We start from the raw sequence: 19,411 nt of genomic DNA, 5'->3' as shown, positions 1-19,411 counted from the left end.
GCCGAAGATTTCCGACACGGTGGCCGCCATGCGCCGCCTCGGCCTCGCCGTCACCCTGTCGAAGCAAGACTTTGCCCGCTATGAAGCCGAGTGCAAAGCCGCCGAACGGCGCGCCGCCAGGCCCCGCACCATGAGCCTGCCGTTGTTCGATCCGCCGAAATATCCGTTCCGCGTCCGACGGCGCCATGTGCCGGCGCGCGGCGTCCCGCGCATCTGGGTTCCCGGCTTCAGCGAGCCATCTCCGCTGCCGCTCCCGCCATCGCCCGACGATCCGATCGATGCGGCGCGTCTCTCGTTGCGGCTCGCCGCACTGGGCGCCGCCCTCGACGACCTGCCAAAACAGGCAAGACGCTTCGCCCGCTGGAAGGCGCGCTGCGACGCGGCGGTCGCGGACATGAGGCAACTTGGCAGCGCCGTGGTCGTGCGCGGCAGGACGGCGCGCGGCACAGTGCGGTTCCAGTGGACACGGCCGCTGTGGCTTGGCCGGCCGCCGGGCGGCCGGCTGTCGCCCTACAACCTGGACACCCGGCGCCGCAGCAACATCCGCGACGTCGACGAGATTCTGGCGGATGCACACGGGCTGGCCTTGGACGCGCTGGAGACGCTGCGCGCCGACACATCGTGACGGCGGCAAACCGGATTTGAAGGCTGGGGATCGACGGCCGGCGGGGATTTTCCCCCTCGGCGGCGATGGATGCTGTCCCCAAAACCGTTGCGTCAGGCGGAAAAGCCGCCCAGACCGGCTAGATCGCCACCTGCGTGCCGATCTCCACCACCCGACCCGTCGGGATCTGGAAATATTCGGTCGCGTCGGCCGCCGTGCGCGCAAGCCCGATGAACAGCTTGTCCTGCCAGCCCGGCATGCCGGAATTCGGCGACGGCCTGAGCGCGCGCCGCGACAGGAAGAACGAGGTCGTCATGATGTCGAACTTCCACCCCTGCTTGCGGCAGATCGCCAGCGCCTTGGGGATGTTCGGCCGCTCCATATAGCCGAAGGTCAGCGAAATCCGCGTGAACAGTTCGTTCACGGTCTCCATCGTCACGCGCTCTTCTTCCGGCACCACCGGCTGCGGCGCGGTCACCACCGTCAGGATGACGTTCTGCTGGTGCAGCACCTTGTAGTGCTTTAGGCTGTGCATCATCGCCGTCGGCGCGCTCTGCGGGTCGCTGGTCAGGAACACGGCGGTGCCGGGCACAAGATGCGGCGGCTTCTTGGCGATGTTGGCGGAAAGGAAATCCAGCGGGATCTCGTTCTTGCGGGTTTTTTCGAAGAGCTGGCGCGTGCCCCGCACCCAGGTCGTCATGATCAGCACGACAGCGATCGCCACCGCCAGCGAGGCCCAGCCGCCGTCGAAGACCTTGACGATGTTGGAAGCGAAGAAGCCGATATCGATGATGATGAAGATCGTGGTCAACGCCGCTGCCCATACCACCGGCCATTTCCAGATGCGTGTCATGACGACGTAGAGCAGGATGGTAGTCATCAGCATGTTGCCGGTGACCGAGATGCCGTAGGCGGAAGCGAGGTCGCTCGATTCGCCGAAGCCGACCACCAGCATCATCACCACAAGCGCCAGCAGCAGATTGACGCGCGGCAGATAGATCTGGCCGGATTGCGTCTTCGACGTGTGCTGTATCTCAAAGCGCGGCAGAATGTTGAGCTGCACCGCCTGCCGCGTCAGCGAGAACGCGCCGGAGATGACGGCCTGGCTGGCGATCACCGTGGCTGCCGTGGCAAGCACCACCATCGGCACCAGCGTCCAGCCCTGGTTCATCTCGAAGAACGGATGCCCGATCTTGTTCCCTTGCGCGAGCACGAAGGCGCCCTGCCCGAAATAGTTGAGCAGGAGGCACGGGAACACGATCGCCAGCCAGGCGAGCACGATCGGCCGCCGCCCGAAATGCCCGAGATCGGCATAGAGCGCCTCGGCGCCGGTCACGGCGAGGAAAATCGCGCCGATGGTGACGAAGGCGACATCGGGCGAGCGGATCAGGAACAGGATGCCCTCGACGGGGTTGAGCGCCCACAGGATCTCGGGATCGTGGATGATGTGCATCAGCCCCGACAGGCCGATCGCCAGGAACCATACCGCCGTGATCGGGCCGAACACCGTCGCCACGCGCCCCGTTCCAAAACGCTGCACCGAAAACAGCACGGCAAGAATGAACAACGTCAGTGGCACGATGAACGGATCGAAGGTCGGCGTGACCACGCTCATCCCCTCCACCGCCGACAGCACCGAGATCGCCGGCGTGATCACCGCGTCGCCATAGAACAGACCTGCGCCGAGGATACCGACGATCAGGATGAAATACGAACGGTTGGCAAAGCTGGAGCGGGCCAGCGCCATCAGCGACAGCGTGCCACCCTCCCCCCGGTTGTCGGCTCTGAGCACGAAGCTGATGTATTTGACTGTGACAATGATCGTCAGCGCCCAGACGATCAGCGACAGAACGCCGAACACATTGTCGCGCACCGGCAGCCCGTCGCTCGCCGACGCAACCAGCGCCTCGCGAAAGGCGTAGATCGGGCTGGTGCCGATGTCGCCATAGACGACACCGAGCGCGCCCAGCATGAGGACCCGCGTATCGTGCGAGTGCTCGCTGGCAACCGGAGGTGACTTTACGTCCTCCGCTGAGCCTTCAATGGCCATCTAGGTGTGCGTCTCCGGCAAAACGGGCGGTGCTCTACGCCTGCTGCACTGCAATAGCAACTGCCCGAATGAGATAGCGCACAAATACCACTTGCCGATAGGGCAATCCTACCAACCGCAGGCGGCAAGGAAACGTTTGACGGTTTCCCGCATTCCGAACTCCAGCGCATCGGCGGTGATGGCGTGGCCGATCGAAGCTTCGGCGGCCCGCGGGATGCGTTTCATCAGCGCCGGCAAGTTGGCGACCGTCAGGTCGTGGCCGACATTGACGTCGAGCCCGGCGGCGAACGCCGCATCGGCGGCTTTCCCAAGCCTTTCCAGTTGCTTGGCAGCGTTTCCGGAATCGGAATGGCAGCTTCCGTAGGGACCCGTATAGAGTTCCACGCGGTCGGCGCCGAGGTCGCGCGCGATGTCTATGCCGGCCGGATCGGGATTGGCGAACAGCGACACGCGCATCCCCTTGCGCTTCAGCCGATGCACGATCGGCCGCAAAAAATCTGCATCGGCAGCAAAATTCCACCCGTGATCGGAGGTCGCCTGCGACGGATCGTCCGGGACTAAAGTCACCTGCTCAGGTTCCGCCCGTTCGACAAGTTCGAGGAACTCCTCCGCCGGATAGCCCTCGATGTTGAACTCGGCCTTCGGGAATTCGTCATCTATCAGCGCGCGAATTTCCGGCAGGTCGGTGAAGCGCACATGCCGCTGGTCAGGCCGTGGATGCACCGTCAGCCCATGCGCGCCGGCAGCCAGCGCGATGCGCCCAAGACCGGTGACGCTCGGCCATGGAAGATCGCGCCGGTTGCGCAGCATGGCGATGGCGTTGAGGTTCACGGAAAGTCTGGCAGGCATGGTCGTCGTCTCTCAAAGGTCGATCTTTCCTCCGTATAGGCTCGCTGGCGGGAACAGAAAGCGGATTATTGTGTTCCAGACATTCCAACGCCAGCACGGAGGGACCCTATGAACATGCTCGAATCCGTTCCGGCCGTCCGCCGCATCGATACGGCGCGCCGCGATCTGCACGCTTTCGACATCGTCGGGCACGTCTCATCCGCCGACATTGAAAACCTGTTCGGCCTGCTGGAGGCTGCCTGCGCCATCGACCCGCGCGTCGACGTACTCCTGCGTGTCGTCGACAACGAGGGCTTCGATTGGCGAGAAGTCTCGCCGGACACGATGCGGCAGGGAAAGACGCTGGCTTCCGAACATGTCAGGCGTTGCGCGGTGGTGGGCGAGCGCGCCGGCCTTGTAGCAACGCACGGCATCTTCCTCGATACCAAACCGGTCGAATTCAGGGAATTTCCATCCGACGACGAAGGCGTCGCGTGGGACTGGATCGAAGGCCGCCTGCAGTAATTTTCAGCGCACCACAGTCAGCCGCTCGGCCGCGCGTGTGATCGCGGTATAGAGCCAGCGCTCGCGCGTATCCTTGAACGCAAAACTCTCGTCGAACAGCACCACGTCGTTCCATTGCGAGCCCTGTGCCTTGTGGACGGTCAGCGCATAGCCATAGTCGAAATCGTCGAATCGTTTCTTCTGCTGCCAGGGAATCTCGGCATCGGGGTCCTCGAAAACCGACTTCAGCAGCTTGATCTTGGCGACGCCGCGATCCGGATCGTCCTCCTCCGGCGAAACCAGCAGGTTGATGCCCGGTTTCACCGTTTCGCGTGCGGAAGTCATCACTTTCCACAGCGAGCCGTTGAGCAGCCCCTTGTTGGGGTCGTTGCGAAGGCAGACAAGCTTGTCGCCAGCCTGCGGGTAGTCGGCGGTAAAACCCTTCAGTTCGCGCAGCCGCTTGTTGTAGCGTTTTCGCGTGCGGTTGGTGCCGACCAGCACCTGGTCGGCCTTCAGAACAAGATCCTGTGTAACCTCCTCGCGGCCGATGACCTGCGCGGTACCATAGTCGCCGCGCATGAACTCCCGGCCCTCGCGCACGTCGAGCGCCAGCCGGATGATCGGGTTGTCGCGCGCCTGCCGGTGGATCTCGGTGAGCAGATAGTCGGGTTCATGCTCGGTGAAGAAGCCACCGCCCGAGATCGGCGGCAACTGGCCTGGGTCGCCCAGCACGAGGATCGGCGTGCCGAAGCTCATCAGGTCGCGGCCGAGTTGCTCGTCGACCATCGAGCATTCGTCGACGACCACCAGCTTGGCGCGCATGATCGGGCTTTGCCGGTTGAGCGAAAAGGTCGGCGACATCGAGGTTTTTCCCGTCGCCTCGTCGGCTACCGCCTCCTCGCCACGCGGCCGGTAGATCAGCGAATGGATGGTGCGGGCGTTGGTCGCCCCCTTCGAACGCAGCACCTGCGCCGCCTTGCCGGTGAAGGCCGCGAACTGCACCTGTCCGTCGACATGCTCGGCAAAATAGCGGGCAAGCGTCGTCTTGCCGGTGCCGGCGTAGCCGAACAGTCGGAAAATCTGCGGCCGGCCGTCCTTCAGCCACCGCGCCACCGCCTTTAGCGCCTCATCCTGCTGCGGAGAAAATTCCATCGGCCTGAAAGAAAGGATTCGAAGATACTTCGCAAGGCCAGATCGGTAAGCCAAGCCCGGAATGGGAACATACAAAGAACAGATGCACGGCGCAAGTATCGCAAGCCGGCACTTTCCGAACACCGACCCCGATGGCCGTCGCCCCGGGATGGTCTTGAGCCGCGCCAGAAAGCCGCTAGTCTGGGCTTGGATAGGGGAATTTCCGGTTTGGCTCCAAGCAAGGCAATGGCGCTTACGCCTGAACTCGTCGCGCTGTGCGAGCGTATGGTGGCCGATCCCGGGCCGGAACCCGGTTTCGTCGAGCTTACCAATGACGAGATTGCGGCTGCCGCGGCCCGGTTCGATACCGAGTGCGGCGACGGCCCGCTTTGGATCTTCGCCTATGGATCGCTGATCTGGAAGCCGGTGTTCGACCCGGTCGAGGCGCGCCGCGCCACCGCTTATGGCTGGCACCGCTCCTTCTGCATGGACATGCGGCGCTGGCGCGGCTCCAGCGATCGGCCGGGTCTGATGATGGCAATCATGCGCGGCGGCACTTGTCACGGAGTGGTGTTCCGCCTGCCCGACAAGAGCCGCCGGCAGTTGCTGTTCGACATGATCTGGCGGGAGACCAGCTATCCCGAGGACATGGCGTCCATCCGCTGGCTGCACGCGGAAAGCGATGGAGGCCGGTTCAAGGCGCTCGCCTTCTGGGCAGGTCCGAAAGGCAGCTTTATCCTCGACAGGCTGCCTCTCGAAGAAGCGGCTCGCCGCATCGCGCGGGCCTGCGGCCATATCGGTTCCAACGCGGCCTATCTCTACAACACGGTCGCAAAGCTCGGCGAATTCGGCATCCGAGACCGCAATCTGTGGCGATTGCAGGAACTGGTAGCGGCTGAAATCATCTGCATGGCGCTGGATCCCCGCGCCGCCGGTTAAGCGATCGCCACGCATCCCGTAAAGACGGTCTAGCTCCGACTCCCCAAGATGCCGCCAATGCTGTTATCGTCGGCGGATATTCGGGGATATAGTCCTCATGGCAGAAGAACGCCTTCATCGCCGGCTGGCTGCGATCCTGGCCACGGACGTGGTCGGCTACAGCCGGCTGATGGAGGTCGATGAGGCCGGAACGCTGGCGGCGCTCAAGGCGCGGCGGCGCGAAATCCTGACGCCGCTGCTCGCCGAGCATGTCGGCCGGCTGGTCAAGGTCATGGGCGACGGCCTGCTGGTCGAGTTCGGCAGCGCGGTCGACGCCGTGAAATTCGCCCTCGACCTGCAGCAGAGGACGCAGGAGGCAAATGCTTCGCTGTCAGTCGATCGTCGCATCGTGCTGCGCATCGGCATAAACCTCGGCGACGTGATTATCGAAGGCGGTGATCTCTATGGCGACGGCGTCAACGTCGCGGCGCGGCTGGAAGGCATTGGCGAACCGGAGGACATTATCGTCTCCGGCAGCGTTTTCGACCAGGTCAAGCGGAAGTTGCAGACCGGATTCGACGATCTCGGGCATAGGTCGCTGAAGAACATCGCCGAGCCCGTGCGCGTCTACCGGGTGCGGCATTCGGCAATTGCAGACCGGAAAGACGACGAAACCGGGCCACTGCCGCTGCCGTCAAAACCGTCTATCGCCATCCTGCCTTTCACCAACATGGGCGGCGACGCCGAGCAGGAAGTATTCACAGACGGGTTGACTGAAGACCTCATCACCGATCTTTCGCGGAACGCTAGCCTGTTCGTGATCGCGCGCCATTCAACCTTTGCCTACAAGGGAAAGTCGGTCGACATCCGGCTGATTGCCCGTGATTTAGGCGTCCGCTATTTGCTGGAAGGCAGCGCCCGCCGTGCCGCCGGTCGCGTGCGCATCAATGTCCAGTTGGTCGATGCCGTCAGCGGAAATCATCTTTGGGCGGACCGCTTTGACCGCGATCTCCAGGATATTTTTGCTGTGCAGGACGAGGTGACCGCCAAGATCGTCGAGGCTCTGATCGGCCGCCTGGTGACACAGCCGCCGCGTAACCGGCCAAACAGCATGGAAGCCTATGATCTTTGCGTGCGTGGCCGGGCGCTGGTCGGTGTTTCGCCGCAGGCGTCGCGCGAAGCGCGTCTGTTATTGCAGCGCGCGATCACGCTCGACCCGGACTATGCGGAGGCGCATCGGCTCCTGGCCTTTCACCTCTGGCAGGCTTGGACGCACTGGGCCGAGCCAGAAGTGCCCAACCGGCTTGTGGCCGTCGCCATGGCGGAAAAAGCCGTGAAGCTCGACCCGAACGACGCTGGCTGCCACTCCATCCTTGGCCATTTGCTGGCATATGAACGGCGCTGGCCCGAATGCGATGCGGAGTTCGCGACAGCGCTCGAGATCGACCCGAACTATGCCGATGCCTGGGCGGACATGGCGGACTTTACCGTGTTGAGCGGCAAGCCGGCCGCCGCGATTGAACAGGTTCAAAAGGCACTCCGCCTGAACCCGCACCCGCCCGGGTGGTACTATTGGAATTTGGGGTTCGCACAGTACGCCGCCCGCCAGTATGAGTTGGCAGTCGTCACGTTACGCAATGAGGCCACATACCGAACGATTTCGAGGCGATTGCTTGCAGCAAGCCTTGTACAACTGGGACGAACGGACGAGGCCCACCAGGAAGGCGCCCTGTTCATGGCAAGCAATCCACATTTCACGATCAGCAATTGGGCTGCTTCACAACCCTTTCGAGATGATGCAACGCGTGACCATCTCATTGACGGTTATCGCAAAGCAGGCCTGCCGGACTGATCGTCCCTTACCGCTCAAGCCGCCTGTGGCTCGCCGAATTCCTCGCGCCGCGTCGGCACGATCAGCAGCGACAGTGCTGCGGCGGCAATCGCGGTCATGCCGGCGATCTGGAAGGCGAGGTCGTAGTTGCCCTGCAGTTCGCGCATGTAGCCGCCGAAGAAGGCAGCCGCCGCGGCGCCGACCTGGTGGCCGGCGACGATCCAGCCGAACACCATCGGCCCGCTGCGGTCGCCGAACGCCTCGTTGGAGAGTTTCAGCGTCGGCGGCACGGTGGCGATCCAGTCCAGCCCGTAGAATACTGCGAAGGCTGCCAGCGCCCAGGGCGAGAAGCCGGACAGAGGAAGGTAGATCAGCGCCAGCCCGCGAATGCCGTAGTAGACGCCCAGCAGCTTGCGCGCGTCAAAACGGTCGGTGAGCCAGCCGGAGAGCGTGGTGCCGATCAGGTCGAACACGCCCATCATGGCGAGCAGCCCGGCCGCCTGCACTTCCGCAATGCCCATGTCGCCGCAGAAGGCGATCAGATGCGTGCCGACCAGCCCGTTGGTGGTGAAGCCGCAGATGAAGAAGGTGGCGAACAGATACCAGAACACGCGCGTTCCCGCCGCCTTGCGCAACGTCGACAGCGTATGCGTCAGAAAATTGCCGGAAATGGCAGCCGCTTCCGGCTCCGGGCCGTCGGCGCCATAGCGCGTCAGACCGATCGACGAAGGCCGCTCCGGCACCAGCAGCCAGACGATCGGCACCAGCGCCGCGGTCGCGATGGCCACCGTGATCGCCACCGGCTGCCAGCCGCCCCATTGCGACAGCGCCGCCAGCACCGGCAGGAACACCAGCAGGCCGGTGGCGGCACTCGCCGACATCAGCCCCATCATCAGCCCGCGATTGGTCTTGAACCAGCGGTTGACGATGGTCGCGCCGAGCACCGTCGCCACCGCACCGGAGCCGACGCCTGACAACACGCCCCAGGTCGCGATCAATTGCCAGGGCTCGGTCATCAGCAGGCTGAGCGCCGTCGAGCCGGACATGATGAGCAGAGCCCAAAGCAGCGTCCGCCGCAGCCCGATGCGATCCATGAGTGCGGCTGCGAAGGGGCCGGCAAGGCCGTAGATGAAGATGCCGACGGCGGCGGCCAGCGAGATCACGTCGCGCCGCCAGCCGAAGGCGTCCTCCAGCGGCAGCATCATCACCGACATGGACGAGCGCAGGCCGGCCGCAATGAGCAGGCAGAGGAAAATGACGCCGACCACGACGAATGCGTAGCGCTGGCCGAAGGGACGCGAATTTGCTATTGCCATGTGACTCACCGGTACGTATCTTTGGTGCGAGAGATACGTACCGTTCAGTAACATTGTCAAGTGACCACACCGATGAACGACGAAAAAACCGATAGTCCAGTCGAAAATGATGCGCCCGGCCGGTCGCCGCGCGCCGCCGACCGCATCCTCGATACGGCGCGAAGGCTCTTCTACCTGGAGGGCATCCGCGCCATCGGCGTCGACGAGATCGTCAGGCAGGCCGGTGTCACCAAACCCAGCCTCTACCGCAGTTTCGCCTCGAAGGACGATCTCGCGGCGTCCTATCTCAAAATCTACGACCAGGAATTCTGGAAGCGCTTCGACGCCGCGGTTGCCGCGCATCCGGGCGACCCGCGCAAGCAGATTCTTGCGTTCCTGTCGCGCGTCGGCGAGCGCGCCGTCATGGAAGGCTATCGCGGCTGCGGCATGACCAATGCGGCGGTCGAATATCCGGAACCGAACCACCCGGCCCGCGCCGTCGGCGAAGCCAACAAGCGAGAACTGCGCCGCCGCCTGCGCGAGATGGCGGCGGGCATGGGCGCGGCCGATGCCGACACGCTCGGCGACGGGCTGCTGCTGCTGATCGAAGGTGCGTACATCAGCGGACAATTGTTCGGGCCGGGCGGCCCCGCCGCCACGGTCGCGCAAAACGCCGACCGGTTGATCGAGGCGAGTCTTCCGCCAGTCAAACCTGCCGGAACCTGACCGGGCCTGGCGGGATCGCGGCTACCGCGCTTGCCGCTCCGGATCGTTCTCCAGCAGAATCGGCCTTCCATGCGGCGTCGCATGCGCGGCGCGTTCCCACGCCGCCGCCAGCGCATCGACCTCCTCTGCTGGCGCTAACCCTCTGCTCGCCAGCAACTTTTCAAGGGCCGCCAGCCAGTGCTCGTAGTAGTCGTGGCCGTCCGGCGCGGCGTCGGCACGATGCACTTCGGCGGAAAGCACTTCTGCCCATTCGCTCCAGGAAAACAGCCCGTGCTCGTGCAGGGCGACCACCATCGCAAAAGCTTCCACCTGCCACGGCTCGGCAAAGACCGGATCTTCGAGGCCAGGCACCGAAGCGACAGCCTCAGGCCGGTTCAAGATAGCTCTCCCAGGCATCGATCGAAACGGTCAGCGTCGGGTCGGCACCCTCGCCCCAGATCTCTCCGGCGTCGAACACGACCGTATAGACTTGCTGCGGCTGCTCGCCATCGCCATGCGCGTTCGTATCGGGGAATACATATCCCTCGCGAACCGCCTCCACCACGCCGAGCTTGCCCCGCGCATAACGCGGCAGGCGGGTGTGTCCAGTGGGATTGAAATTTTTCGTCCGCACCCTGTCGCCCGCCTGGAAGCGCGGCGCACCATCGACCGGCCGGTCGCAGGGCGCGCCCTTCGCCAGCACTGCCGCGACATTCTCTACCTTCAACACACGCTTGGGCGTCGCAGCGGGCGAAAACGCCTCGCCTTTCGCCAGTTCCTCATCCGTCACGAATTGATGGCGGACAAGCAACCGCTCCAGCGCCTTGATCCAGATCTCGTAATAGCTGGACGCGTAATAATCCGCCGGATGCAGCGATTCCCGCATGTGCCGGCTTTCGTCGATGGTCCAGGCGCCCATCGCGCCGGCCGAGATGGTGACGCCCAGCGCCCGCTTCTCCCATTCGCCGTGGAAATACGGCTCGTCCTTCTCCGGCGCGACCGGGCCGAACCCCATCTGCCCGCCGAGGTCCTGCGGCCCGTTCATGCCGACGGCTCCAGCGCCAGCCCGGTGCCGATCATCGAATCGCGCGTGACCAGTTCGGCAAGCCGTTCCTCGTCCCAACCGTCGGTGCCCGCCGGCCGCATCGGCACGACGAGATAACGCAGTTCCGCAGTCGAATCCCAGACGCGGATTTTCCTGTCGTTCGGCAGGGTTAGACCGAATTCCTCCAGCACCCCGCGCGGGTCGATGACGGCGCGGCTGCGATAGGGCGGCGCCTTGTACCAGACCGGCGGCAGGCCGAGCACCGACCACGGATAGCAGGAGCACAGCGTGCAGACGACGAGGTTGTGCGTCTCGTCGGTATTGAACACCGCCTGCATGTGTTCGCCCTGCCGGCCGCTGTAGCCGAGCGAGGCGATAGCCGCCGTCGCGTCGCGCCTCAACCAGTCTGCATAATTCTGATCGCTCCACGCCTTCGCCACCACGCGCGCACCGTTGCGCGGCCCGACCTTCGTCTCGTATGTCTCGACGATGGCGTCGATCGCCTGGGGATCGACCAGCCCCTTGCGGACAAGGATCGTCTCCAGCGCCCGCACCCGCGCGGCCATGGGGTCTAGGTCGTTGTCGTGGTGATGATCGTGAGACATGCGCGAAGTCTAGAACCGCCCCGGCTTGCAAACAAGCCGTCGCCGGCGACGAAGAATTGCGCCACCGGCCAGCCGCTCGTTATCGTCACGCCATGCGGGTGCTGATTCTGGGCGGAAGCGGACTGATCGGAACGGCCGTTGTCGCCGCGCTCGCTGGTCGCGGTCATGGGCCGACCGCATTCGCCCGCGACGTCGCTGCGGCCTCCCTGCGTATGGACAGTGCGGAATGGGTATCGGTCGACCTGACAACCCTGTCCCGGCCGGCGGACTGGCAAAAACATCTCGACGGGATCGACTGCGTGGTGAATTGCGCCGGCGCCTTGCAGGACGGCGGCCGCGATAATCTCGGAACCTTGCAGACATCGTTCCTCGCACTCTACACCGCCGCCGCTCGGCCAAAGCCGCGCCTGATCGTTCAGATATCCGCGCGCACAGAGGGAGCGGGCAAGGCGACGCGCTTCATGCAAACCAAGCGGGACGCCGACGCGGCGCTCAGGGAAAGCGGCCTGCCCTTCGTCATCCTGCGGCCCGCCATCGTCATCGGCCGCAACGCCTATGGCGGTTCCGCGCTGCTGCGGGCGCTGGCTGCCTTTCCCTTTGTCACCCCGTTGGTGAATGCCGACACGCCGATGCAGTTGGTCGCCATCGAGGATGTCGCCGAGGCCGTTGCCGACGCCATCGACGGCCGTATTGCGCCAGGCAGCGACCTCGATCTCGCCGAGGCGGAAACGCTGACGCTGGCGCAGGCGGTCGCCTTGCATCGCCGCTGGCTTGGCCTGCCGCCGGCGCGCCAGATCGCCGTCCCGTCTTTCGCCGCCCGCCTGGTATCGCGTATGGCGGACGGGCTCGGCCATCTCGGCTGGCGCTCGCCACTGCGCAGCACCGCCATGACAGTCGCCGCCGCCGGCGTCGCCGACCATGTTCCGGCAGCAGGCCGTTCCTTCCAGCCGCTTTCAAAAATTCTGTCGACGCCGGCAGGGGTGCAAGATCTCTGGTTCGCGAGGCTCTATCTCCTGAAGGCGCCCATTCTCGCCGCGTTGAGCCTGTTCTGGCTGCTCTCGGGGCTGATCGCGCTCGTCCGGTTCGACGCCTCCGCGCAGCATCTCGTCACAGCCGGCGCCTGCCCTGCCACCGCTGATGCACTCACCCTGGCAACCAGCCTCGCCGACATCGCGCTCGGTATCGGCGTGGCCTTCCGCCGCTACGCCGCCACTGCGTTGAAGGGGATGCTGCTGCTGTCGGCCGCCTATCTGCTTTCGGCGACCGTGCTGACGCCCGATCTCTGGGCTGATCCGCTCGGGCCGCTGGTGAAGGTGCTGCCGTCGCTGGCTCTGACGCTCGTGGCGCTGGCGATCCTGGACGAGCGCTGAGCGATGGAGGACCTGCTCCGCCTCGTCCATGTTCTCGGCGCGGCCGTGTTGTTCGGCACCGGCGCCGGCATCGCCTTCTTCATGGTCATGGCGCACCGGACACGCAATCCGAAAACCATCGCCCATGTTGCCGGCACCGTGGTCGTCGCCGACACCGTGTTCACCGCTACCGCCGTCGTCCTTCAGCCGATCACCGGGGCATGGCTCGCGCATGAAATCGGCTGGCCGCTGTCGGAAGGCTGGATCGTGCTGTCGCTGGCGCTCTATGTCGTCACCGGCCTGTTCTGGCTGCCGGTGGTCTTTATCCAGATCAGGCTGCGCAACCTGGCGCGACAGGCCGCGCATGCCGGCGGCGCGTTGGCCGATGAGTACTTCCGCCTCTACAGGATCTGGTTCGCCTTCGGCTTCCCGGCCTTCTTCGCGGTCATCGGCATCTTCTGGCTGATGCTGACGAAACCGTCGATCGCCCTGTTCTGAGCACCACGAATTCCCGAAGGCATCCTAGGCAACCTCGCCTGCGCTCGTTCCGCGCCGCGCAAGCCCCAGCAGCCAGCCCGAAAACTGCTCCATATAGATATAGATGACTGGCGTGATGAACAGTGTCAGCGCCTGCGAGACGACCAGCCCGCCGACCACCGCCACGCCGAGCGGCTGGCGCAGTTCGGCGCTGGCGCCGGCCCCCAGCGCGATCGGCAAGGTTCCCATGAGAGCGGCGAGCGTCGTCATCATGATCGGCCGGAAGCGCATCAGGCAGGCACGGTGGATGGCGTCGTCCGGTGTCATGCCTTCGCGCCTGAGGTTCAGCGCCACATCAATCATCATGATACCGTTCTTCTTGACGATGCCGATCAGCATCAGGATGCCGATAATGGCGATGATCGACACGTCCATCCCTGCCAGCATCAGCGCCAGCAACGCGCCGAGCACTGCCGACGGCAGGCCGGTGAGGATGGTCAGCGGGTGGATGAAACTCTCATAGAGGATGCCGAGCACGATGTAGATCGTCAGGATCGCCCCGCCGATCAGAAAACCCTGGTTGGCGAGCGAATCCTGAAAGGTCTTGGCGGTGCCGGCGAAGGTGGTGGAGATCGTCGGAGGCATCTGGATCTGCTCTTTCAGCGCATTGATGCGCTGGACGCTGGCGCCCAGCGCCACGCCTTGCGGCAGGTTGTAGGAGATGGTCACCGCCGGAAGCTGGCCGAGCTGGTTGACCGTCAGCGGCCCGGCGGTGCGGTCGACATGGCCGAAGGCGCCGATCGGCACCAGGCTGCCGCTGGCGGTGCGTACACGAATGCCCTGGATACGCTCCGGCGTCCAGTCGATCTGCGGATCAAGCTCGAGGATGACCTGGTAGCTGTCGGCCGAGCCGTAGATGGTCGATATCTGCTCGGTGCCGAAGCCGCCATAAAGCGTCGAGCGCAACGTATCGGCGTCGATCCCGAGGTTCGCCGCCTTGTCGCGGTCGATCACCAGCGTCGCCTGCAGGGCGTTGTTGGTGAGATCGGTCGTAACATCTACGAAGGTCCGATGGTCGCCGCTCATCGCGTCCGCAAGCTTTTGCGCCCACAGATCCGTGGCGTCCGTATCCAGTCCTTGCACCACAAGTTGATACTGGCTCTTGGAAGCGCGCGTGCCGATGTTGAGGTTCTGCACCGGCACCATGTAGGTGTTGATGCCGGGTATATCGGCAAGCTGGCGGCGCAGATCGGCAAGCACTTTTTCGAGGTTCGGGCGCTCATCCTTGGGCTTCAGCTCGACGAACAGGCGGCCGTTGTTCATCGGCGTCGAGCCGCCTCCCCCGCCGCCGCCCACCGACCAGGCGACATTGCCGACATAGGGCGAGTGCGCGAAGACGTCAGCCACCTTGGCCTGCAGCTTGACCATGGCGTCGAAGGAAACATCCTGCCGTGCCTCGGTGGTGACCGAAAGCTGGCCGATGTCCTCCTGCGGGAAAAACCCCTTCGGCGAGACCATCAGCAGCCACACGGACAAGGCCGTTGTCGCCAGGAAGACGAGAACGACAAGCAGCCGGAAGCGCAGGCAGATACGCAGCAGCCGGTCATAGCCACGCAGGAAGAAGTTTTGAGGTTCTTCAGTCGTATGTGGCTGTGATCTTACCCCCACCCCTAACCCCTCCCCACAAGGGGGAGGGGGACCCGGCATCGACGCACCTCCGACCATCTTGGCTGCGGCGGTGGCGGCATCGTCCCCCTTCCCCTTGTGGGGAGGGGCTAGGGGTGGGGGTACATCGCCAGGTGAAACAACGGGGCGTTCCGCCCCCTCCCCGGTCTTCTTCCCCACCCTGAGCAGCCTGGAGCAGAGCATCGGCGTCAGCGTCAGCGACACGAACATCGAGGCGAGGATAGCCACCGTCACCACCACGGCGAATTCGTTGAAGATGCGCCCGACCACGCCACCCATCAGCAGCACCGGGATGAACACCGCCACCAGCGAGATCGAGATCGAGACGATGGTGAAGCCGATCTCGCGCGCGCCCTTGATCGCCGCGTCGAAGGCCGACAGCCCCTCCTCCTCCATGTGGCGGACAATGTTCTCCAGCATGACGATGGCGTCGTCGATCACCAGCCCGACGGCCAGCGTCAGGCCCATCAGCGAGATGTTGTCGATGGAGAAGCCGAACAGATACATGACGCCCAGCGTGGCAATGAGCGAGATCGGCACGGCGACGGCAGGGATGATCGTTGCCGTCACCCGCCGCAGGAACAGGAAGATCACCGCGATGACCAGCACGATGGTGAGCCCGAGCGTGAACTGCACGTCGGCCACCGCCTGGCGTATCGAGGTCGAGCGGTCGTTGAGCAGTTTTATGCTCGCCGCCGCCGGCAGTTGCTCGTCGAAGGACGGCAGCATCGCCTTGACCCGGTCGACCACGTCGACGGTGTTTGCGTCCGGCTGGCGCTGCACGGCGAGCAGGATGGCGCGCGTGCCGTTGTACCAGCTCGCCGTGGTGTCGACCTCGACCGAGTCGATCACCCGCGTCACCTCGCCGAGCCGCACCGGATGGCCGTCACGGGTGGCGATGATCAGGTCGGAGAATGCGGTCGCATTGTCGAGCTGCGTGTCGGCGGTGATCGTCAGTTGCTGGCGCTCGTTGGTAAGCGTACCGAGCGGCGTATTGCTATTGGCCAGCGCCACCGCGTTCTGCAGCGTGTCGATGGCGATGCCGCGCGCGGCAAGCGCCGTCGGGTCGATCTGGATGCGCACCGCGAATTTCTGGCTGCCGAAGATCGATACCTGCGCGACGCCGTCGATGGTGGACAGCGAGGGCGAAATCACGTTCTGGGCGAAGGCGTCGAGATCGGTGAGGGGAACCGTGTCGCTGACGAGCGCCAGCAGCAGGATCGGCTGGTCGGCGGGATTGACCTTGCGATAACTCGGCGGGCTGGTCATCTGCGGCGGCAGCGTCTTCAGCGTGCGGGCGATTGCCGCCTGCACGTCGGCCGCCGCCGCGTCGATGTCGCGGTTGAGCACGAACTGGATGGCGATGGAGGTCGAGCCCAGCGAATTGGTGGTCGAAATCGAGTCTATGCCGGCGATCGTCTCGAACTGTTTTATCAGCGGCGTCGCCACCGAGGTCGCCATCGTCTCCGGCGAGGCGCCAGCCAGTTGCGCCGACACGTTGACCACCGGGAATTCGGCGCTGGGCAGTGCCGCCACCGGCAGGAACTTGTAGGCAAACAGCCCGCCCAGCACGAGCGCGAACGACATCAGCAGCGTCGCGACCGGCCGGCGGATACAGAATTCGAAGATCATGGGTTTGTGCCGCCGGAATTCGCCGAAGCCGCGGCAGGCTTGTCTTGCCCGGCCGCACCGTCACCGCTGCCCTCCCGGACCTTCATCCCCTCCGTCAACCTTATCTGGCCCTCGACCACCACCCGTTCGCCGCTCTGCAGCCCTTTGCTGACGGCGCTGTTGTCGCCCTGGTTCACCGCGATCGTCACCTGCCGGATGGTCACCGTCTCGTCGGGCTTGACCACGAAGACGAACGGACCCTGCTGGCCCGCCTGCACGGCGACGGTGGGGATGGACACCAGCCCCGGCATCACGCCGGCTTCTACGATGATGTCGGCATATTGCCCCGGCCAAAGCGTCAGGCCCGGATTAGGGACGGTCGCTTTAACCGAGATCGTGCCCGATGCCGTATCGACGCTGGAATCGACGAAATCCACCATGCCCGTGCCGATCGGCGTCGGGTCGCCGTCCTTGTGCAGCGTGACGGTCGGCGGCGACGCCGACGCCAGCCCTTTCTGCAGCAGGCCGAGTTCGCTTTCGGGCAGGGTAAATTGCACCTCCAGCGGGTCCATCTGGGTGACCGTCACCAATGCCTGTATGGCCGTGCCGCCGGTGTTCGGGCCGACGAGGTCGCCGACGGTCGTGTTCACCTGCCCCAGCCTGCCGGCGATCGGCGCGGTGATGGTCGCGAATTCGAGCTGTACCTTGTCGGCGTCGAGCGCCGCCTGGTCGGCCGCCACGGTCGCCGCCGCCGATTTCTCGGCCGCGAGCGCCTGGTCGTAAGCCTGCTGGGTGCCCGACTTGTCGTTGGCAAGGTCCCTCGCCCGCACAAGGTCGGCCTGTGCGCTGACCTGCAGCGCCTGGTCCTTGTCGAGCGTCGCCTGGTCGCGGTCAACTGCCGCCTTGAGCTCGCGGTCGTCGAGCCGGATCAGCACGTCGCCGGCCGCCACCATCTGCCCGTCCTTGACCTCGATCGCAGTGACCTGGCTGGAAACCCGAGCGCCGATCTCGACCACGGCCGGAGAAACGACAAACCCGATCGCATAGCGGCGGATCGGGAAATCCGCCGTCGTCGCCGTCGCGGTAGTGACGGTTGCAACCTGCTGCCTCTGGCGTCCGCTGCCAGGGGCCGGGGCGGCATGATCGAGACCGATCATCTGCCGCACCTTGCCCAATGTCGACGGCGACGCGGCCAGCAGCGCCGCAACGGCGCAGGCAAGCAGGAGGATCGAAAACAAGGCTTTGCGACGCATCGTCCGGGGATCCCGCAACTGGCGGCCCGGCGGATTCGTCTGCGCCAGGGTCATGTCCCCGATAGATAGTCGCGCCGAGAGGCCGAACAGCGGCCTTCAAGCTACATTAAGAACATTTAATAGCCAGTGCCGGCGTGCTTGGACTATCGGAGCATCGGCCACAGCGTGGCCGCCAGCAGCAAACCCATCGCGATATTGAACCACTTGAGCCGGGCCGGATCGGCGAGAAATCCGCGCAACGCCACGCCAAAACCCGCCCAGGTCGAGACGCTCGGGAAATTCACCGCGGCAAAAGCGAAGCCGATGACCAGGACGGAGAAAAACGGCTGCGCATGATTGGTGTAGAGCGACATCGCGCCCACCGCCATCGCCCAGGCCTTCGGATTGACCCATTGGAACGCTGCCGCTTCCAGAAACGTCATCGGCCGCGCCCTGCGGTCGCCGGCATTGCCCAGCGTCCGCGACATCGCGATCTTCCAGGCGAGATAAAGCAGATAAGCCCCACCCGCGACTTTCAGCGCCAGTTCCAGCGCCGGAAAAGCGGTCAGGATGGCGCCCAGCCCGAAGCCGACCGCCAGGAGAAGCACGAGGAAGCCGATGGCGATCCCCACCATATGCGGGATCGTCCGCACGAAGCCGAAATTCACACCCGACGCCAACAGCATGAGATTGTTCGGCCCCGGCGAGATCGAGGTGACGAACGCGTAGAGCAGCAATGCGAGGAAGACATCGGTGGACATGGCGTTTCCGGATCGTCTTTTTATGTCAGTATAATTGACCTAATATTCGGCCGCATGTCACGCGCGCAATTGCTTCGGTGACAAGCTTGGCAGCCATCACATCCCTGGCAACAGGAGTCATCAAGGCATTGGCGGACCGTGGAAACGGTCGCGTGGAGAAAATTCGGCCCACACACCGTCCGGATGAAAAATCACATCCCCTGTGGGCCGCGGTTCATCGCCGCCACGCCGGTGCGGCAGACTTCCACCAGCCCGAGCGGCTTCATGATGGCGATGAACTGCTCGATCTTGGTGACGGCGCCGGTGATCTCGAAGATGAAATGCTCGGTGTTGGCGTCGATCACTTTCGCTCGGAACGCTTCGGCGAGCCGCAGCGCCTCGACGCGGGCATCGCCCGTTCCCGCGACCTTGATCAGCGCCAGCTCGCGCGCCAGCGGCTTGTCCTGCCCGAGTTCGCCGGCACGCACCGACAGGTCAACCACGCGATGCACCGGCACGATGCGTTCGAGCTGATGCTTGATCTGCTCCAGAACATGCGGCGTGCCGCGCGTCACCACGGTGATGCGCGACAGATGCTTTTCGTGCTCGGTCTCGGAAACCGTCAGGCTCTCGATGTTGTAGCCGCGCCCCGAAAACAGACCGATGACGCGGGCGAGCACGCCCGGCTCGTTGTCGACCAGCACCGACAGCGTGTGCGTTTCGGGACGCTCGGTCTCGCGGGCGATGAAATAGGCGGAGCCGGTGGGCTGAAGCTGGGCGTTCATGTTGGATTTGTGCTT

General features: G+C 64.5%; 17 protein-coding genes and 1 pseudogene. 7 read left to right on the top strand and 11 right to left on the bottom strand.

Features of this window, described 5'->3' with window-relative positions:
• Positions 1 to 625 (top strand): annotated as a pseudogene (locus tag ACH196_RS05905) (hypothetical protein); the annotation flags it as partial.
• A gap of 118 nt (positions 626 to 743) precedes the next feature.
• On the opposite strand, the gene ACH196_RS05900 reads toward ACH196_RS05905, so the two are convergent.
• Both ACH196_RS05900 and ACH196_RS05895 read right to left on the bottom strand, forming a co-directional pair.
• Positions 744 to 2,654: a potassium transporter Kup gene (locus tag ACH196_RS05900; protein WP_396645741.1), complete on the bottom strand. Its 1,911-nt coding sequence runs from the start codon at positions 2,652 to 2,654 to the stop codon at positions 744 to 746.
• A 108-nt stretch (positions 2,655 to 2,762) separates the two neighbouring features.
• On the bottom strand, positions 2,763 to 3,503 hold the full coding sequence (locus ACH196_RS05895; RefSeq protein WP_396645733.1) for a pyridoxine 5'-phosphate synthase: 741 nt from the start codon (positions 3,501 to 3,503) through the stop codon (positions 2,763 to 2,765).
• A gap of 108 nt (positions 3,504 to 3,611) precedes the next feature.
• Here ACH196_RS05895 and ACH196_RS05890 point away from each other — a divergent pair, with 108 nt between their 5' ends.
• Positions 3,612 to 4,007, top strand: a complete 396-nt coding sequence (locus ACH196_RS05890; RefSeq protein WP_396645731.1) for an STAS/SEC14 domain-containing protein — start codon at positions 3,612 to 3,614, stop codon at positions 4,005 to 4,007.
• A gap of 3 nt (positions 4,008 to 4,010) precedes the next feature.
• On the opposite strand, the gene ACH196_RS05885 is transcribed toward ACH196_RS05890, so the two are convergent.
• Positions 4,011 to 5,138, bottom strand: a complete 1,128-nt coding sequence (locus tag ACH196_RS05885; protein ID WP_396645729.1) for an ATP-dependent RecD-like DNA helicase — start codon at positions 5,136 to 5,138, stop codon at positions 4,011 to 4,013.
• 225 nt (positions 5,139 to 5,363) lie between these two features.
• Between ACH196_RS05885 and ACH196_RS05880 the strand changes: the two genes are divergently transcribed.
• Entirely contained in the window at positions 5,364 to 6,056 is a 693-nt protein-coding gene (locus ACH196_RS05880) for a gamma-glutamylcyclotransferase (RefSeq protein WP_396645728.1), read from the top strand.
• A 97-nt stretch (positions 6,057 to 6,153) separates the two neighbouring features.
• Positions 6,154 to 7,887, top strand: coding sequence for an adenylate/guanylate cyclase domain-containing protein (locus ACH196_RS05875; protein ID WP_396645726.1), 1,734 nt, complete (start codon positions 6,154 to 6,156; stop codon positions 7,885 to 7,887).
• Between the two features lie 14 nt (positions 7,888 to 7,901).
• Here ACH196_RS05875 and ACH196_RS05870 read toward each other — a convergent pair whose 3' ends face one another.
• On the bottom strand, positions 7,902 to 9,182 hold the full coding sequence (locus tag ACH196_RS05870) for an MFS transporter (RefSeq protein WP_396645724.1): 1,281 nt from the start codon (positions 9,180 to 9,182) through the stop codon (positions 7,902 to 7,904).
• Positions 9,183 to 9,254: 72 nt separating this feature from the next.
• On the opposite strand from ACH196_RS05870, the gene ACH196_RS05865 reads away from it, so the two are divergent.
• Complete coding sequence (locus tag ACH196_RS05865) at positions 9,255 to 9,887, top strand: TetR/AcrR family transcriptional regulator (protein WP_396645722.1); 633 nt, start codon at positions 9,255 to 9,257, stop codon at positions 9,885 to 9,887.
• Positions 9,888 to 9,908: 21 nt separating this feature from the next.
• On the opposite strand, the gene ACH196_RS05860 is transcribed toward ACH196_RS05865, so the two are convergent.
• Genes ACH196_RS05860 through nthA form a run of 3 tightly spaced genes read right to left on the bottom strand, consistent with a single transcriptional unit; the run spans position 9,909 to position 11,516 of the window.
• Entirely contained in the window at positions 9,909 to 10,265 is a 357-nt protein-coding gene (locus ACH196_RS05860; protein ID WP_396645720.1) for a nitrile hydratase accessory protein, read from the bottom strand.
• Positions 10,252 to 10,911, bottom strand: coding sequence for a nitrile hydratase subunit beta (gene nthB, locus ACH196_RS05855; protein WP_396645719.1), 660 nt, complete (start codon positions 10,909 to 10,911; stop codon positions 10,252 to 10,254). Before nthB ends, ACH196_RS05860 begins: the two co-directional genes overlap by 14 nt.
• Positions 10,908 to 11,516, bottom strand: a complete 609-nt coding sequence (nthA, locus tag ACH196_RS05850; protein ID WP_396645717.1) for a nitrile hydratase subunit alpha — start codon at positions 11,514 to 11,516, stop codon at positions 10,908 to 10,910. Before nthA ends, nthB begins: the two co-directional genes overlap by 4 nt.
• 92 nt (positions 11,517 to 11,608) lie before the next feature.
• Between nthA and ACH196_RS05845 the strand changes: the two genes are divergently transcribed.
• Together ACH196_RS05845 and ACH196_RS05840 are read left to right on the top strand one after the other, a co-directional pair.
• The gene (locus tag ACH196_RS05845; protein WP_396645756.1) at positions 11,609 to 12,886 is read left to right on the top strand and encodes an SDR family oxidoreductase; all 1,278 of its coding nucleotides are present in this window, start codon (positions 11,609 to 11,611) and stop codon (positions 12,884 to 12,886) included.
• A 3-nt stretch (positions 12,887 to 12,889) separates the two neighbouring features.
• On the top strand, positions 12,890 to 13,363 hold the full coding sequence (locus tag ACH196_RS05840; RefSeq protein WP_396645715.1) for a DUF2269 family protein: 474 nt from the start codon (positions 12,890 to 12,892) through the stop codon (positions 13,361 to 13,363).
• Positions 13,364 to 13,387: 24 nt separating this feature from the next.
• Here the strand turns inward: ACH196_RS05840 and ACH196_RS05835 are convergent, their stop codons facing one another.
• The 4 genes from ACH196_RS05835 to ilvN form a co-directional block, all read right to left on the bottom strand.
• Positions 13,388 to 16,660: an efflux RND transporter permease subunit gene (locus tag ACH196_RS05835; protein WP_396645713.1), complete on the bottom strand. Its 3,273-nt coding sequence runs from the start codon at positions 16,658 to 16,660 to the stop codon at positions 13,388 to 13,390.
• Positions 16,657 to 17,892 (bottom strand): efflux RND transporter periplasmic adaptor subunit, encoded by a 1,236-nt coding sequence (locus ACH196_RS05830; RefSeq protein ID WP_396645711.1) that lies wholly within the window; start codon positions 17,890 to 17,892, stop codon positions 16,657 to 16,659. Before ACH196_RS05830 ends, ACH196_RS05835 begins: the two co-directional genes overlap by 4 nt.
• Positions 17,893 to 18,035: 143 nt before the next feature.
• The gene (locus ACH196_RS05825) at positions 18,036 to 18,632 is read right to left on the bottom strand and encodes a LysE family translocator (protein WP_396645709.1); all 597 of its coding nucleotides are present in this window, start codon (positions 18,630 to 18,632) and stop codon (positions 18,036 to 18,038) included.
• 191 nt (positions 18,633 to 18,823) lie between these two features.
• Positions 18,824 to 19,396, bottom strand: a complete 573-nt coding sequence (gene ilvN, locus ACH196_RS05820) for an acetolactate synthase small subunit (protein ID WP_396645707.1) — start codon at positions 19,394 to 19,396, stop codon at positions 18,824 to 18,826.
• Positions 19,397 to 19,411: the final 15 nt, after the last annotated feature.

This window comes from Mesorhizobium sp. IMUNJ 23232, from assembly GCF_044326205.1.
GTDB lineage: Bacteria > Pseudomonadota > Alphaproteobacteria > Rhizobiales > Rhizobiaceae > Kumtagia.
Note: the sequence above shows the minus strand (reverse complement) of the source record. Positions and strands in the feature narration are given on the sequence as shown.